Raw genomic sequence first — 12,717 nt, 5'->3', positions numbered from 1 at the left:
CGGACCCGGAAAACGGTTCGGTCGGTAGAGTAGTCCGCAAGCGAAGAGAGTGCTTCGGAGCCGTGAACAGTTAGCAGTCCCGTCGCTGCCCGTCACTCCGCGAGCAGCGCACCGACCGCTCCGGCGAGCGCGCTCTCCAGACCCATCACGAGTGCGAGGACCAGGAGGGCGACGAAGACGCCGCCGCCGACCAGCGGGCCCAGCGGGCCGAGGCCGACGGCGCCGAGGGCGCTCACCGCGACGCCGAGGATGACCGCGACGAGGACACCGCCCAGCGACCCGGCGAGCAGGCCGTGCCACGCGCCGCGGCCGAGGCCGCCGCCGGCCATGTAGCCCGCGGCGAAGCCCCCGACGAGGCCGGCCGTCAGCTGTCCCAGCCCCGGAACCGCCAGGCCGACGACGCCGATCACGGTCATGACCACGAACCCGACCCCGACTGCGTACCAGTTGGTCATCTCGTCTTCCTGTACGCTCTGCGAGCGGTTAAGCGTGGCTGCGGTCGGACGGACCCGCGGAGCGGAACCGAGACCCCCTATTCGAGGTCGGCCGGCGCGTCCCCGTCGAACCGCGACAGGTCGAAGTGGCGACCGCCGCGGACCCAGTCGAGGCCGATGTACGCCAGCGCCAGCCCGCCGAGCCCGCTGGCGACCGTGACCACGAGCGTCCCCGTCTCCCGGGAACCGTCTGCGAGCCGGAACGCCAGCCGGACCGCCTGCTGGAGGCCCAGACAGACGTTGCCGACGCCCACGAGCTGGTACCACTCCGGGTCGCCGACGCCGACGTCCAGGCCGCCGAGCACGTACAGCGCCGACGCGGCGAACCAGAGCGCGAACGTCGCGACGGCCGCCGGGCCAGACACCGCGTCGCCGCCGAACGCCGCGACGACGGCGACGCCGGCGACCCCGAAGACGGCGCCCAGGACGGCGAACCAGAGGCGTCTCACGGCCGAGCCTACGCGTCTCCGGTTGATAAAACGACACCTCTTCGGATCTGCTCCGTCGCCCGCCCCGTCTTCGGACCGACCGGACTACTCGCCCCGCGGACCGCCCGTGCTATTCGCTCCTCGGATCGCTCGTACTACTCGCCCGGCCCCGTCTTCTCGGCGTACTCCTCGAAGACCGCCCAGGTGGGGTCGACCTCCGGGTGGGTCGTCGGCTCGCCGTCGACGTAGACGCCCTCGCCTTCCCGCACCTCGCCGACCTCGGCGGCCGGGATGCCCTCGTCGTCGAGCGCGGCCAGCACCGCGTCGGCGCCGCCCGCCTCGACAGTCAGTACCAGGGTCCCCTCGCTGGTCGCGGCCCACGGGTCGACGCCGAAGTGGTCGCACGCCTCGGCGACCCCGGGGAGCACCGGCACCGCCGCGGCGTCGACGTCGAGGCGGACACCGCCGGCCCGCGCGAGTTCGACCAGCGCGCCCTGGAGCCCGCCCTCGGTCGCGTCGTGCATCGCGGTCACCGGGCCGGCCGCCGCGGCGGTCAGCGCGTCTCGCACCGGGCTCATGTCCCAGAACCGCTCCTTGGCGTCCGCGATCGTCTCCGGTGGCAGGTCGACCGCGTCCTCGAACACCGTCACGAGGTAGCCCGCGACCTCGATCGCCGGCCCCTTCGTCACCAGCAGGCGGTCGCCCGGTGAGGCGCCGTCCGGTCGCACCACGTCGTCGGGGTCACCGACCGCGAGGGCGGTCGCGCCGCCCACCCAGGGGTACCGACAGCTCCCGTACCGCGCGGTGTGGCCCGTGACGATGCTGACCCCGAGGTCGCTGGCCTCGCGGTCGAACGTCTCCCAGACGGTGGCGAACTCCTCGTCGGTCATCTCCGGCGGGAGCGTGAAGGTGACCGCGAGGTGCGAGGGCGGGACGCCCGACACCGCGGCGTCCGACAGCGCGACGTGGACCGCGAACCACGCCGCCCGCTCGAAGCCGAGCGCCGGGGTCAGCGACAGCGGGTCGCTCGCGAGCACGACCGCCCGGTCGCCCACCTCCACGACGCCGAAGTCGACGCCGTGCTGCGGGCCGAGGCTGACGTCGCCGCGGTCGGCGCCGAGGTGCGGGTAGATGTGCTCGTCGAAGAACTCCCGGTCCACCTTGCCGAGGTCGGTCATCGGCGGCGGTTGGGGCGTCGCGGACAAATCGGTGGTGGTTCGGGCGCGCCGCGGCCTCGGACGGCTCCGGGGCGTGCCCGGATGGGCCGGAACCGCCCGCCGGCGACTCGGCGTTCAGACGACTCCGCAGCGAGTTACTTCCGGTAACTAGATGGGTCGAGGTAACTTTTTACGGGCCGCGGGAGTAGCCCCGGACATGACCGACGAGACCGACCGACTCCCGGTGTGGTGCGCCGGCAAGGACTGGTGTCCGATCACCGCGACCGCGACGCTCATCGGCAAGAAGTGGCACCCCGTCATCGTCCACCGGCTGCTCGAGGGCGGGCCGATGGGGTTCAACGAGCTCAAGTCCGACGTCGGGGGCATCTCCAGCAAGGTGCTCTCGGACAGCCTCGACGACCTCGAGGAGAAGCGGCTGGTCGACCGCGAGATCGTCAGCGAGAAGCCGGTCCGGGTCAACTACTCGCTGACCGAGAAGGGCGAGTCGCTCGAACCGCTCATCTTCGAGATGCGCGACTGGGGCCGCGAGCACCTCGACTCCGTCGAGGAGCAGGACGAGGCGCTGGTCTGACGCGGCGGACTCGCTGGACCACCGAGGCGACGCCCGACGCCGGGTGCGCGAACGTTTAAATCCGAACCCGGGACGAGACCCGCCGATGGGACACCGCGCGCTGCTCGCCTACCGGCGGGACGAGACCGACCGCGCAGACGAACCGGCCGAGACGGAGTCCGCCCCCGACCGCGCGAGCGACGACGGACCGACCTACGACCTCCACCGCTCGCACTGGGGCGCGGCCGACTTCGCGCTCGCCGACCGCATTAGGGCCGACTCGCCGTTCGCGGCCGACACCGCGTTCGCCGTCGACCCCGACCCCGTGGCGACCGGCGTGACCCTGGCCGACGCGGTCGCGAACTACGTCGACTTCCTCCACCACGAGGCGTTCTACCGGGTCGAGACCGACTACGAGACCACGCCGTTCCACGTCCTCTGGTTCGGCCTCGACGCCGACAGCGAGGCGGTCGACCGCAGCGAGACCGTGGGCAACGGCGCGCTGGTCGAGGCCCGCGCCGTCGACGACACCGACGCCGACTTCCTCCGGGGGTGGTTCCGCGGCACCAAGGCGGTCGTCGGCGAGATGGTCGACCGGGGCGCGCTCGCTCCCGACGAGGCGACCGACTGCCTCGCTGCCCGCGTCTGCGCGTGGGCCGGCGACCGGGAGGTGTTCGTGACCGAGTGAGTCGTGCGCGGGGTGACCCGTCTGCGGTCGAGGTGACCTGCTCGCGGCCGAGGTGACTCGCCAAGACCGGGCGCCGACTGCCCGCGTCCCGACACCTCCGCCGACCGACACGGGCCGCTTTAGTGCGTTCGGCGCCTACTCGCGGGCAGTGACGATAGCCGACGGCGACTCCGCGAGCGCCACCGTCAGCCGCCCGGACCCCGCCGCCGCCCGCGACCGCGTGGCCGCGGCGGTCGACCGCGGGGCGATGGTCACCCTCTTCGGCCGGTGCACGGTCGACTACGAGGGCCGGGCCGCCAGCACGCTCGGCCCCGGCGACCGGCTGGTCGTGCTCAAGCCCGACGGCACCGCGCTGGTCCACACCGACGAGGGCCAGAAGCCGGTCAACTGGCAGCCGCCGGGGTCGACCCACGAGGCGACGCTGGTCGACGGCGACCTCCGCGTCGCGAGCCGGCGCAGCTCGCCCGACGAGGAGCTGGTCGTCACGTTCGAGCGGGTCGAGCAGCTCTCGACGTTCGACGTGACCGACCGCCAGGACCTCGCCCTCCAGGGGACCGAGGAGGACCTCCGCCGGCGCATCCTCGACGAGCCCGACCTGGTCGAGCCGGGGTTCCGCCCGCTGGCCATCGAGCGCGAGACGCCCGCCGGCGCGGTCGACATCTACGGCGAGGACGACGACGGCGCGACCGTCGTGGTCGAGCTCAAGCGCAAGCGGGTCGGTCCGGACGCGGTGGGCCAGCTCTCGCGGTACGTCGAGGCGCTGGACCGCGAGCTCCACGCCGACGCCGAGATCCGGGGCTTCCTGGTCGCGCCCTCCGTGACCGAGCGCGCCAGGGGGCTGCTGGCCGAGAACGGCCTGGAGTTCGTCTCGCTCGGCCCGCCGGAGTGACCGGCCGGACCGCGCCCGCCGAGCCCGCGCTCAGTCCGAGAACTCCGCGGCGTCGAGCGGCGTCGCGGTCCGCCAGTAGTGGTCGAACGTGTCCTGGGCCCACGACCGGACCGCCGGGTCGTCGGTGTCGACCGACGCCCGCAGGACCCCGTTCTCGTCGCGCAGGAGCAGGTGGACCGTCCCGTCGGCGACCGTCGCCGCCAGCGGAATCCCCTCCTCCCGGACCCGGACCGCCGCGTCGTCGGCCGCGAGCAGCGACCCGAACCGCTCGCGCAGCGCCGCGTCGTCGGCGAGCGCGTCGACCGCGCTCCGCGAGAAGACGCCCCGGAACGCCGCCCCGCCGTCGACCACCCGGTCGCGGATCTGCGCGATGCTCTGCTCGTTGAACGCGTGGGAGAACACCCGTATCTCGTCGGCGTCGCCGAGCAGGTCGAGCACGCGCTGGACCGGCGCGTTCGGCCGGGTCTGGCTCGGCGTGGTGACGGTGGCGTCGGCGAGCCGCCGGAGGTCGACGTCCATCGCGTGGGTCGGCAGGTACCGCACGACGTCGCGGAGCTCGCCCTCGGTCTCGAGGATCTCCAGCAGGTCGGTGAACCCCTCGGCGACGAGCCGGCCCGTCGCCGTCGCCGCGTACTCGCCGTCCTCGCGGCGGATCCACGACCGGTCCTCGAAGTCGCCGAGGATGCGGCCGAGGGTCGCCTGCGACGCCCCCGTGGCCGCCGCGAGCTCGCCCCGCGTGTGGCGGTCGTCGGCCAGCAGTCGCAGCACCTCGACCCGGTTCTCCGAGAGCGCGAGGAACTCGATCTCCTCCAGCGCGGACTCCATGCCCGGTACTCGGACCCCGGCCGGCAAATCGCTTTCGCACTGTGAAACCATTTCACGCCTCGAAACTCCCCGGCGGCCGCGCGGGAGTTTCTTACCGTGAAATAATTTCTGAACGAAACTATAAGCCCGGCGCCCCTACGGTCGTGTATGATCCGTTCTCTCGACGCGCCGGTGCTCGCACTCCCGGCGCACGGTACCCGTACGGAGGTGGCGTGAGAGTGGTCGAACGCCGCACCGTCGCCTTCTTCGCGGCCGCCAGCGTCCTCTTCGGCGGGACGTTCGTGGCCGCGAAGGCCGGACTCGCCTACTTCCCGCCCCTGCTGTTCGTCGCGCTGCGGTTCGACGTCGCCGCGGTGGCGCTGCTGGGGTTCGCAGCGGTCACGACGTCGCGCGAGGACCTCCTCCCCCGGACGCGCGACGACCTCGCCGGCATCCTCGCGACCGGGGTCCTGTCCATCGGGCTGGCCAACGCCCTGCTGTTCGTCGGCCAGCAGTACGCGACCAGCGCCGTCGCCTCCATCGTCTACAGCCTCAATCCCGTTCTGACCCCGGTGTTCGCGGCCGGACTGCTCTCGGACGAGCGGCTCTCGGCCCGCGGCGGGGTCGGCATGCTGCTCGGGCTCGTCGGCGTCGGACTGGTCGCCAGCCCCGACCCCGCCAATCTGCTCGCCGGCGGCGCGGTCGGCAAGGCGATCCTGCTCGCCGGCGCGGTGAGCGGCGCGCTCGGCAGCGTGCTCATCCGGTGGGCCGACGACGACCTGCCGAGCACGGTCCGCACCGCGTGGGGGCTGCCGTTCGGCGCGCTGCTGTGTCACCTGCTGAGCTGGTCGGCCGGCGAGTCGGTCGCGGCCGTGTCGTGGACCCCTGCCGCGCTGGCCGCGCTCGGCTACGTCGGTCTGTTCGCCGGCGCGCTGGCGTACATCGCCTACTTCGGCCTGCTCGACGAGGTCGGCGCGATCCGGGCCAACCTCGCCTTCTACGTCGTGCCGGTCGTCGCGACCCTCGGCGGGTGGGCGCTGCTCGGCGAGTCGATCTCGACGCTCGCCGTCCTCGGCTTCCTCACCATCTTCGCCGGCTTCGCGGTACTGGGCAGCGAGTCGATAGACGTCGGGGGCTTGCTGCGGTCGCCGGTCGCCGACCGCGCGCTGACCGACGGCGGCCGGCCGACCGACGAGCGGTACGGCTGCGAGTCGGACTGACCGGCGAACTACTCCACTTCGCGCTTGAGCTCCGCCAGCTCGTTCATCGCCTCCAGCGGCGTCATCGTCGCCACGTCGACCTCGCGGAGCCTGGCCGCGAGCTCGTCCTCCGGGCCGTCGGCGATGGCCCGCGGCGGGTCGGTCGCCGATTCGGCGTCGGTCGGGGCGGGTTCGCTCGCGTCTGCTGTGCTCTCCTCGACCTCATCGCCTTCTGTCGCCGCGTCCGCGGTCGCCTCGTCGGCCAGCAGCTCCCGCGCCCGGTCGACCACGTCGTCGGGAACGCCGGCCTCGCGGGCGACCTGGACGCCGTAGGAGGCGGTGGCCGCGCCCCGCCGGACGTCGTGGTCGAAGACGACCTCCTCGTCGGTCTGGTCCGCCGAGAAGTGGAGGTTGAACGCCCCCGGCAGCTCGGCGGCGGTCTCGGTGAGCTCGTGGTGGTGGGTGGCGAACAGCGTGAGCGCGCCGACCTCGTCGTGGACGAACTCGGTCACCGCCCGCGCGATGGCGAGCCCGTCGGTCGTGCTGGTGCCCCGGCCCACCTCGTCGAGGAGGACCAGCGAGTCCTCGGTCGCGCTCTCCAGGATGGCCGCGAGCTCGGTCATCTCGACCATGAACGTCGAGCGCCCGCCGGCGATGTCGTCGCTCGCGCCGACCCGGGTGAACACGCGGTCGACCGGCTCGATCCGGGCGCTCGCGGCCGGGACGAAGCTGCCGGTCTGGGCGAGCACGGTGACGAGCGCGACCTGGCGCATGTACGTCGACTTGCCCGACATGTTCGGGCCGGTGATGACCGCGAACGAGTCCTCGGAGTCGAGGCGGGCGTCGTTGGGCACGAACGACTGCTGGGTGCGCTCGACGACCGGGTGGCGGCCCCGCTCGATGCGGATGCCGTCGCCGCCGATCTCCGGTCGCGCGTAGTCGCGGGTAGCCGCCACCTCCGCCAGCGCGGCCAGCACGTCGAGGCGGGCCAGCGCGTCGGCGACCGCCTGGACGCGCTCGGACTCGGCCGCCACGGTCGACCGGACCTCGCGGAACAGCTCGTGTTCGAGGTCGTCGGCCCGGCTCTCGGCCCGCAGGATCTCGTCCTCGCGCTGCTTGAGCTCGGGCGTGTAGAACCGCTCGGAGTTCTTCAGCGTCTGGCGTCGATTGTAGTCGTCGGGCACCTTGTCGAGGTTCGGGTTGGTGACCTCGATGTAGTAGCCGTGGACCGAGTTGTGACCCACCTTGAGCGAGTCGATGCCGGTCCGCTCGCGCTCCTGCTCCTGGAGGTCGTCGATCCACGCCTTGCCCTCGCGCTCGGTCGCCCGGAGCTCGTCGAGTTCGTCGTCGTAGCCCCGCTTGATGACGTCGCCCTCGGTGATCTCGCGGGCCGGGTCCTCCTTGATGGCGCGCCCGATGAGCTCCCGGACGTCTTCGAGTTCGTCGAGGCGCTCCCGGAGGTCGACCAGCAGGTTGGCCTCGAAGCCGGCCAGTTCGGCCTTCAGCTCGGGCACCACGTCGAGGGTGTCCTTGAGCGACCGCAGGTCGCGGGCGTTGGCCCGGCCCCGGGAGATGCGGGCGATGAGCCGCTCGATGTCGTAGACGTCCCGGAGCAGCTGGCGTGCCGCCTCGCGGGTCTGGACGTCGCGGGTCCAGGCCTCGACCGCGTCGAGCCGGGCCTCGATGCGGTCCTCGTCGAGCAGGGGCCGGCGGAGCCAGTCCTTCAGCTTCCGGCTGCCGAGCGCGCACGACGTCTCGTCGAGCACTCCGAGCAGCGTCACGTCGGCGTCCCCGTGGACCGCCCGGCGCTCGAACAGTTCGAGGCTCGACAGCGCCACCCGGTCGAGCAGCATGTACTCCCGGGGCTCGTACCGGGTCAGGTGGTTGAGGTAGTCGAGGTCGGGGGTCACGGCGTCGTCCCCGTCGTTTCTCTCGGCGGAATCGTCGCCCTCGGCCCCGACCCCGCCGCGGGTGTACTCGGCGTAGGCCAGCAGGGCGCCGCAGGCCCGGACCTCCGCGTCGTGGGCGAGCAGGGTGTCGGGCGACCCGAAGTACGCCTCGACGCGCTCGGCGGCCGCCTCCGGGTCGAACGCCTCGGGGTCGTAGGGCGAGACCATGCAGTCGGCGTCGAAGACGCCGGCGGCGTCCTCGGCGTCAGGTTCCAGAATGGCCTCGGCGGGGGCGAACCGGCTCACCTCGTCGGCGACCGCGTCCTCCCGGCGGGCGCTGGTCGCGTAGAAGTCGCCGGTCGAGACGTCGAGCAGCGCGAGGCCGTAGCGGTCGGGGTCCCGGGTGAGGCAGGCCACGAAGTTGTTGTCGTCGGTGTCGAGCAGTTCGTCCTCGGTCAGGGTGCCCGGGGTGACGATGCGCGTGACCGCCCGGTCGACCACCCCGGTGGTCTCCTCTGGGTCCTGGACCTGGTCGGCGACCGCCACCCGGTAGCCGGCGTCCAGCAGCGTCTCGATGTACGACTCGGCGCTGTCGATGGGGATGCCGGCCATCGGGTAGGTCCCGGTCGAGTCCTCGCGCTGGGTCAGCGCGATCTCCAGCAGGCGGGCGGTCCGCTCGGCGGCCTCGCAGAACGTCTCGTAGAAGTCGCCGACCTGGAACAGCACCAGCGAGTCGTCGTACTCCCGGCAGAGCTCGAAGTACTGACTCATCATCGGCGTCAGGTCCTCCTCGTTCTCGGCCATCTTCTCGGGTGGCCCCAGCGCCGCGTCCATGGGTGAGAGTAGAGGGGCCGGAGCCCGAAATAGGAATCGATGGCAGACGGCGACCGGCCGGCCTCGGCGCCGCGCCGCCGTGCGATTCTCCGGCTCGCCGCCACCGCACACTCCCCCGGCGGTCCCGGCCGCCGACCGAAGGGCTAACCGTCGCGGTCGCCTACGGGCGGCCGTGACCGACACCGACGCCATCACCCCCGAGAAGCCGGTCCGCCTCGAAGACGGCGACGACCTCGACGCCTTCGTCGCGGAGCACGACCTGGCGCTCGTCGACTTCTACACGAAGGGCTGCTCGCTGTGCCAGGCCATCGAGCCCGTGGTGGGCAACATCGCCCGGGCGACAGACGCCGCCGTGGCGATGCTCAACCCCCGCGACGACCTCGACCTCGTCGACGAGTACGACGTCCGGAGCGTCCCGACCCTGCTGCTGTTCGAGGACGGGGAACTGGTCGGCAGGATGGCCGAGGGGTTCCGGGGGACCGAGGCGGTCGTCGAGTTCGTCGAGTCGCGCGGCGAGAGCGTCCGGTCGGACTGAGCGCGGCCGGCAGACTACTCCGCCAGTTCGATGTCGATGGCCACCAGTCCCTCGACGCCCGCGGCCAGTTCCTCGTCGTCGGGCAGGCGGTCGCCCTCGATGCGGAGACCGATGCGCCGGGCCTTCTCGACGCCCTCCTCCGCGACGAACTGCCGGACGCGGTCGGCCACTTCGTCGGACTCGGCGGTCGGCTCCGCGATCGCGTCCCGCTCCTCGCCCCGGAGGTACACCCGGACCGGCTGGCCGCCCCGGAGGTTCTTCCACCAGGGGCTCTGTGTGAACACGGTCAGAGTGTCGCCCGCCTGCCGGTAGCCCACTGGCGTCGTGTACTCGTTCCCGCTCCTGCGCCCGGTGGAGGTGATGAGCAGCAGCGAGTCGCTGACGAGGCCGTGGAGCGGCGAGCGCAGCAGCCGCTCCATCACCGGGTTGATGACGTCGTACGCCCAGTCGGGCGCCGGCGGTTCGGCGGGCGCGACGGTCGGTTCGTCGGCGCCCCCGATTCCGCCGGTGTCGGCCGCGGCGTCGTTCGCCGGGCTCCCGCGACGCCGCCGGCGGACCGCGACCGTCGCGAGCCCCGCCACCGCGACCAGCGCCGCAACGGCCTTCCATCGACGGTTGAGAGCCATGGGTCCCGTTACGACGGCCTTGCTGGTAAAGGGTCCCGCCGTCGCCGGGCCACGTGTGCTTTTGGCTGCGGAGACCCTATCTCCGGCGATGACGGGCGACCTGCCGGCCGCGGGGACGCACCTGCTGGACGCCGTGATCGCCCTCCTGGTCGCGCTCGCCGCCAACGAGGGCGTCTTCGGCGTCCCGCACGGCGTCCTCTCGTCGCGCGACGAGTGGCTCGCGCTGGGCATCGGCCTGGTCGCGGTCGCGTTCGCGGTGCTCTACGACGGTGACCTCGACCTCCGGCCGGTCCGGACCGCGGCGGTCGTGGGCGTCGTCGTCTCGCTCGGGCTCTCGGCGCTGGCGCCGCCGCTGGTCACCGACGAGTGGCACATCCCGGTCGTGGTCGTGCTGCTGGCCGCCGGCGCCGCGCTGGCGCTCCGCCGGCGCGAGGGCGAGCGATAGCGGAGTCCCGGCCGTCGGCGGGTCGCCGTCGGGGCCCGCACCGGTCCCGAACGGGAACTGGCGGACTCAGACGCCGTCGACCAGCCGCTCGAACTGGTGGGGCGGAATCGCGCCCCGGGCGGCGTGCCCGTCGTACGTGAAGGTCGGGATTCCCGTGACCCCGCGCTGCTTGGCCTCCTCGAAGCGCTGCTTGAGCTCCCCCTCGAGCCGGTCGTCGTCGACGGCGTCGCGGACCTCGTCATCGGGCACGCCGACCTCGCCGGCGATGTCGACGAGCACTTCCACGTCGCCGATGTCCCGGCCGTCCTCCCAGAGCGCCTCGAACGTCCGCTCGTGGAACGCCTCGAAGGTCTCCTCGTCGTAGGCCTGCTCGACGTACAGCGACACCTTCTGGGCGTCCCACGAATCGATGTCGAGCGAGTAGTCGAGGGTCATCTCGACGTCGTACTCGTCCTTGAGGCGCTCGACGTTTTCCTCGACCTGCGCGAAGTAGTCGTCGTCCTTCCCGTCGTCGACGTCGTCGTCGATGGTGCCGTCGGGGTTGCGCTTGTAGCCCCGCAGGTCGAAGACGTGCCACTCGACTTCGGGCGGGTCCTCGGCCTCTTCGAGGTACTCCTCCATGGCGGCCTTCCCGAGGTAGCAGAACGGGCAGACGTAGTCGGAGAAGACGGTGAGTTTGTTCTCGTCGATGGTGCTCATGGCTCCGGGTTGGGACTTGAGCGGGAAAAGTCCCTCACTCGGAGCGAGACCTTCCGGATTCCGCGCCCCGCGGCGTCAGACGCCCGCCGGAGAGGACCCGGGGATAATAGATGGACGACCGGGCGGGCCGGCCTACTCGCCGTCGGTGGTCACGCTGGGGTGGTTCTCGGGCTCGTCCGGGTGCGGCTCGGCGAAGTACTCCCGCATCGCGTCGAGCGACTCGTCCTCGCGACGCCGGCGCTCGTCGTCGCCGATCTCCTCGCAGCCCGGCGGCACCTCCCGGCCGCGCCCGGTGAAGTACCCCTCGGGCGCGACCCAGTCGTGGTAGAAGGGCCGGTCGTCGTCCTCCAGCAGCGTCACCGCGACCTCGGCGCCGTGGCCGGCGGCCACGACCGCCTGGTGGGGCTTGCCGGCGAGCCGGCCCGCGGCGTACAGCCCCTCGACGCCGGTCCGGCCGCGCTCGTCGGTCTCGACGAACGTCTTCCCGCGGTCGACCAGTTCGACGGGGTCGAGGGGGTCGAGGTAGTCGGTCGCGTTCTTGGTCGCGGCGACGACGTACGTCGCCCGGTAGCGGTCGCCGTCTGCGGTCTCGACGACGAACCGGCCGCCGACCGCGTCGCTGCTGGCTTCGACGTCGGAGGCCGTGACCGCCTCGTCGGCCCGCCGGACCGCCGTCACCTCGGCCTCGCGGAACTCGCCGCCGGCGCGTTCGATCTGGTCGCGCATCGAGTCCAGCAGCAGTCGGGCGTCGACGCCCGCCGGGAAGCCGGGGTAGTTCTCCAGTCGGGCGTTCCGCCGCAGGATGGAACCGCCGGCGTCGAGGACCGCGGTCTCGAGGCCGTGGCGCGCGGTGTAGATGGCGGCCGAGCGCCCGGCGACGCCGCCGCCCACGACGATCACGTCGTAGCTGTTGTCTTCGGACATGGTTCTCGTCGTCCACTCGGACGGGAGCGCCAATATGGCATTCGCTCCGCCGCGAGTCATCGCGGAGCCGGCGCTGCGAAACTACGGAAAGTGATGCGCGTGACTGTCGAAGAATCGGCCGCTGGTGCCGCCTCTCCGGCGGTTACTCTCTCGTCGCGGCGAGGTCGACCCCGTCGCCCGGTCGCTCGTGTCGAGCCGACCGCGGTCCGGCGGTGCGGCGCGTCAGCCTGCGGAACAGCGGTCTCGCGAGTAGGCCAATGGCGACGCCGGTCGCGGTCGCCGCGGCGACCGCGGGATGTGCGATTGCGAGCAGCGTCAGCGGGAACACCGCGGCGAAGCCGGCGAGCACGGCGAGGCCGTCGGCCGGTTGCGGTGCCGGTTCGCTGCGGGCCGGGCGGGTCGGTGACTGGGGTCTGGAGCTGTCGTACATGGGCGGGGGTGTGAGTCGTCGGTCTGCGGGCCGGACAACTGTCGGGCAGCCCCGCCACGGGCGTACGCGTCGTGTACCCCGGTGACCGGGCCGTCTGTCAGGGGC

15 protein-coding genes are annotated in these 12,717 nt (G+C 72.4%); 6 read left to right on the top strand and 9 right to left on the bottom strand.

Going from position 1 to position 12,717, the window contains the following annotated elements:
* Positions 1-92: 92 nt before the first annotated feature.
* From ACQUQF_RS16475 to ACQUQF_RS16465, 3 genes are all read right to left on the bottom strand, one after another.
* A complete protein-coding gene (locus ACQUQF_RS16475) occupies positions 93-455 on the bottom strand; it encodes a DUF5518 domain-containing protein (protein WP_435180186.1) in 363 nt (120 codons plus the stop codon).
* Positions 456-532: 77 nt separating this feature from the next.
* A complete protein-coding gene (locus ACQUQF_RS16470; protein ID WP_435180185.1) occupies positions 533-943 on the bottom strand; it encodes a hypothetical protein in 411 nt (136 codons plus the stop codon).
* A 134-nt stretch (positions 944-1,077) separates the two neighbouring features.
* Positions 1,078-2,100, bottom strand: coding sequence for an AIR synthase family protein (locus ACQUQF_RS16465; protein WP_435180184.1), 1,023 nt, complete (start codon positions 2,098-2,100; stop codon positions 1,078-1,080).
* 196 nt (positions 2,101-2,296) lie between these two features.
* Here ACQUQF_RS16465 and ACQUQF_RS16460 point away from each other — a divergent pair, with 196 nt between their 5' ends.
* From ACQUQF_RS16460 to nucS, 3 genes are all read left to right on the top strand, one after another.
* Complete coding sequence (locus ACQUQF_RS16460) at positions 2,297-2,671, top strand: winged helix-turn-helix transcriptional regulator (RefSeq protein ID WP_435180183.1); 375 nt, start codon at positions 2,297-2,299, stop codon at positions 2,669-2,671.
* A gap of 85 nt (positions 2,672-2,756) precedes the next feature.
* A complete protein-coding gene (locus ACQUQF_RS16455; RefSeq protein ID WP_435180182.1) occupies positions 2,757-3,338 on the top strand; it encodes a DUF6735 family protein in 582 nt (193 codons plus the stop codon).
* Between the two features lie 148 nt (positions 3,339-3,486).
* A complete protein-coding gene (nucS, locus tag ACQUQF_RS16450; protein ID WP_435180181.1) occupies positions 3,487-4,227 on the top strand; it encodes an endonuclease NucS in 741 nt (246 codons plus the stop codon).
* A gap of 30 nt (positions 4,228-4,257) precedes the next feature.
* On the opposite strand, the gene ACQUQF_RS16445 is transcribed toward nucS, so the two are convergent.
* Entirely contained in the window at positions 4,258-5,052 is a 795-nt protein-coding gene (locus ACQUQF_RS16445) for a helix-turn-helix transcriptional regulator (protein ID WP_435180180.1), read from the bottom strand.
* A gap of 218 nt (positions 5,053-5,270) precedes the next feature.
* On the opposite strand from ACQUQF_RS16445, the gene ACQUQF_RS16440 reads away from it, so the two are divergent.
* Positions 5,271-6,251, top strand: a complete 981-nt coding sequence (locus ACQUQF_RS16440) for a DMT family transporter (RefSeq protein ID WP_435180179.1) — start codon at positions 5,271-5,273, stop codon at positions 6,249-6,251.
* A gap of 8 nt (positions 6,252-6,259) precedes the next feature.
* Here ACQUQF_RS16440 and mutS read toward each other — a convergent pair whose 3' ends face one another.
* Positions 6,260-8,953 carry a DNA mismatch repair protein MutS gene (gene mutS / locus ACQUQF_RS16435; RefSeq protein ID WP_435180178.1) on the bottom strand — a complete coding sequence of 898 codons (2,694 nt, stop codon included), beginning with the start codon at positions 8,951-8,953 and terminating at the stop codon, positions 6,260-6,262.
* Positions 8,954-9,125: 172 nt separating this feature from the next.
* On the opposite strand from mutS, the gene ACQUQF_RS16430 reads away from it, so the two are divergent.
* Positions 9,126-9,488: a thioredoxin family protein gene (locus ACQUQF_RS16430; protein ID WP_435180177.1), complete on the top strand. Its 363-nt coding sequence runs from the start codon at positions 9,126-9,128 to the stop codon at positions 9,486-9,488.
* A gap of 14 nt (positions 9,489-9,502) precedes the next feature.
* Here the strand turns inward: ACQUQF_RS16430 and ACQUQF_RS16425 are convergent, their stop codons facing one another.
* Complete coding sequence (locus ACQUQF_RS16425) at positions 9,503-10,114, bottom strand: nitroreductase/quinone reductase family protein (RefSeq protein WP_435180176.1); 612 nt, start codon at positions 10,112-10,114, stop codon at positions 9,503-9,505.
* An 88-nt stretch (positions 10,115-10,202) separates the two neighbouring features.
* On the opposite strand from ACQUQF_RS16425, the gene ACQUQF_RS16420 reads away from it, so the two are divergent.
* On the top strand, positions 10,203-10,559 hold the full coding sequence (locus ACQUQF_RS16420; protein WP_435180175.1) for a hypothetical protein: 357 nt from the start codon (positions 10,203-10,205) through the stop codon (positions 10,557-10,559).
* Between the two features lie 66 nt (positions 10,560-10,625).
* On the opposite strand, the gene ACQUQF_RS16415 is transcribed toward ACQUQF_RS16420, so the two are convergent.
* The 3 genes from ACQUQF_RS16415 to ACQUQF_RS16405 form a co-directional block, all read right to left on the bottom strand.
* Positions 10,626-11,258 carry a DsbA family oxidoreductase gene (locus tag ACQUQF_RS16415; RefSeq protein WP_435180174.1) on the bottom strand — a complete coding sequence of 211 codons (633 nt, stop codon included), beginning with the start codon at positions 11,256-11,258 and terminating at the stop codon, positions 10,626-10,628.
* A gap of 132 nt (positions 11,259-11,390) precedes the next feature.
* Complete coding sequence (locus ACQUQF_RS16410) at positions 11,391-12,182, bottom strand: FAD-binding protein (RefSeq protein WP_435180173.1); 792 nt, start codon at positions 12,180-12,182, stop codon at positions 11,391-11,393.
* Positions 12,183-12,324: 142 nt separating this feature from the next.
* On the bottom strand, positions 12,325-12,612 hold the full coding sequence (locus ACQUQF_RS16405; RefSeq protein ID WP_435180172.1) for a hypothetical protein: 288 nt from the start codon (positions 12,610-12,612) through the stop codon (positions 12,325-12,327).
* Positions 12,613-12,717 lie beyond the last annotated feature (105 nt).

This window comes from Halorussus sp. AFM4 (assembly GCF_051194995.1).
In the GTDB taxonomy this organism is placed as follows: domain Archaea; phylum Halobacteriota; class Halobacteria; order Halobacteriales; family Haladaptataceae; genus Halorussus.
Note: the sequence above shows the minus strand (reverse complement) of the source record. Positions and strands in the feature narration are given on the sequence as shown.

What these genes read in the sequence shown, in the direction of transcription:
- ACQUQF_RS16465 (WP_435180184.1), bottom strand. Translation starts at nt 2,100, where the DNA reads ATGACCGACCTCGGCAAGGTGGACCGGGAGTTCTTCGACGAGCACATC.
- ACQUQF_RS16475 (WP_435180186.1), bottom strand. Translation starts at nt 455, where the DNA reads ATGACCAACTGGTACGCAGTCGGGGTCGGGTTCGTGGTCATGACCGTG.
- ACQUQF_RS16455 (WP_435180182.1), top strand. Translation starts at nt 2,757, where the DNA reads ATGGGACACCGCGCGCTGCTCGCCTACCGGCGGGACGAGACCGACCGC.
- ACQUQF_RS16405 (WP_435180172.1), bottom strand. Translation starts at nt 12,612, where the DNA reads ATGTACGACAGCTCCAGACCCCAGTCACCGACCCGCCCGGCCCGCAGC.
- ACQUQF_RS16425 (WP_435180176.1), bottom strand. Translation starts at nt 10,114, where the DNA reads ATGGCTCTCAACCGTCGATGGAAGGCCGTTGCGGCGCTGGTCGCGGTG.
- ACQUQF_RS16415 (WP_435180174.1), bottom strand. Translation starts at nt 11,258, where the DNA reads ATGAGCACCATCGACGAGAACAAACTCACCGTCTTCTCCGACTACGTC.
- ACQUQF_RS16445 (WP_435180180.1), bottom strand. Translation starts at nt 5,052, where the DNA reads ATGGAGTCCGCGCTGGAGGAGATCGAGTTCCTCGCGCTCTCGGAGAAC.
- ACQUQF_RS16420 (WP_435180175.1), top strand. Translation starts at nt 10,203, where the DNA reads ATGACGGGCGACCTGCCGGCCGCGGGGACGCACCTGCTGGACGCCGTG.
- ACQUQF_RS16460 (WP_435180183.1), top strand. Translation starts at nt 2,297, where the DNA reads ATGACCGACGAGACCGACCGACTCCCGGTGTGGTGCGCCGGCAAGGAC.
- ACQUQF_RS16410 (WP_435180173.1), bottom strand. Translation starts at nt 12,182, where the DNA reads ATGTCCGAAGACAACAGCTACGACGTGATCGTCGTGGGCGGCGGCGTC.
- mutS (WP_435180178.1), bottom strand. Translation starts at nt 8,953, where the DNA reads ATGGACGCGGCGCTGGGGCCACCCGAGAAGATGGCCGAGAACGAGGAG.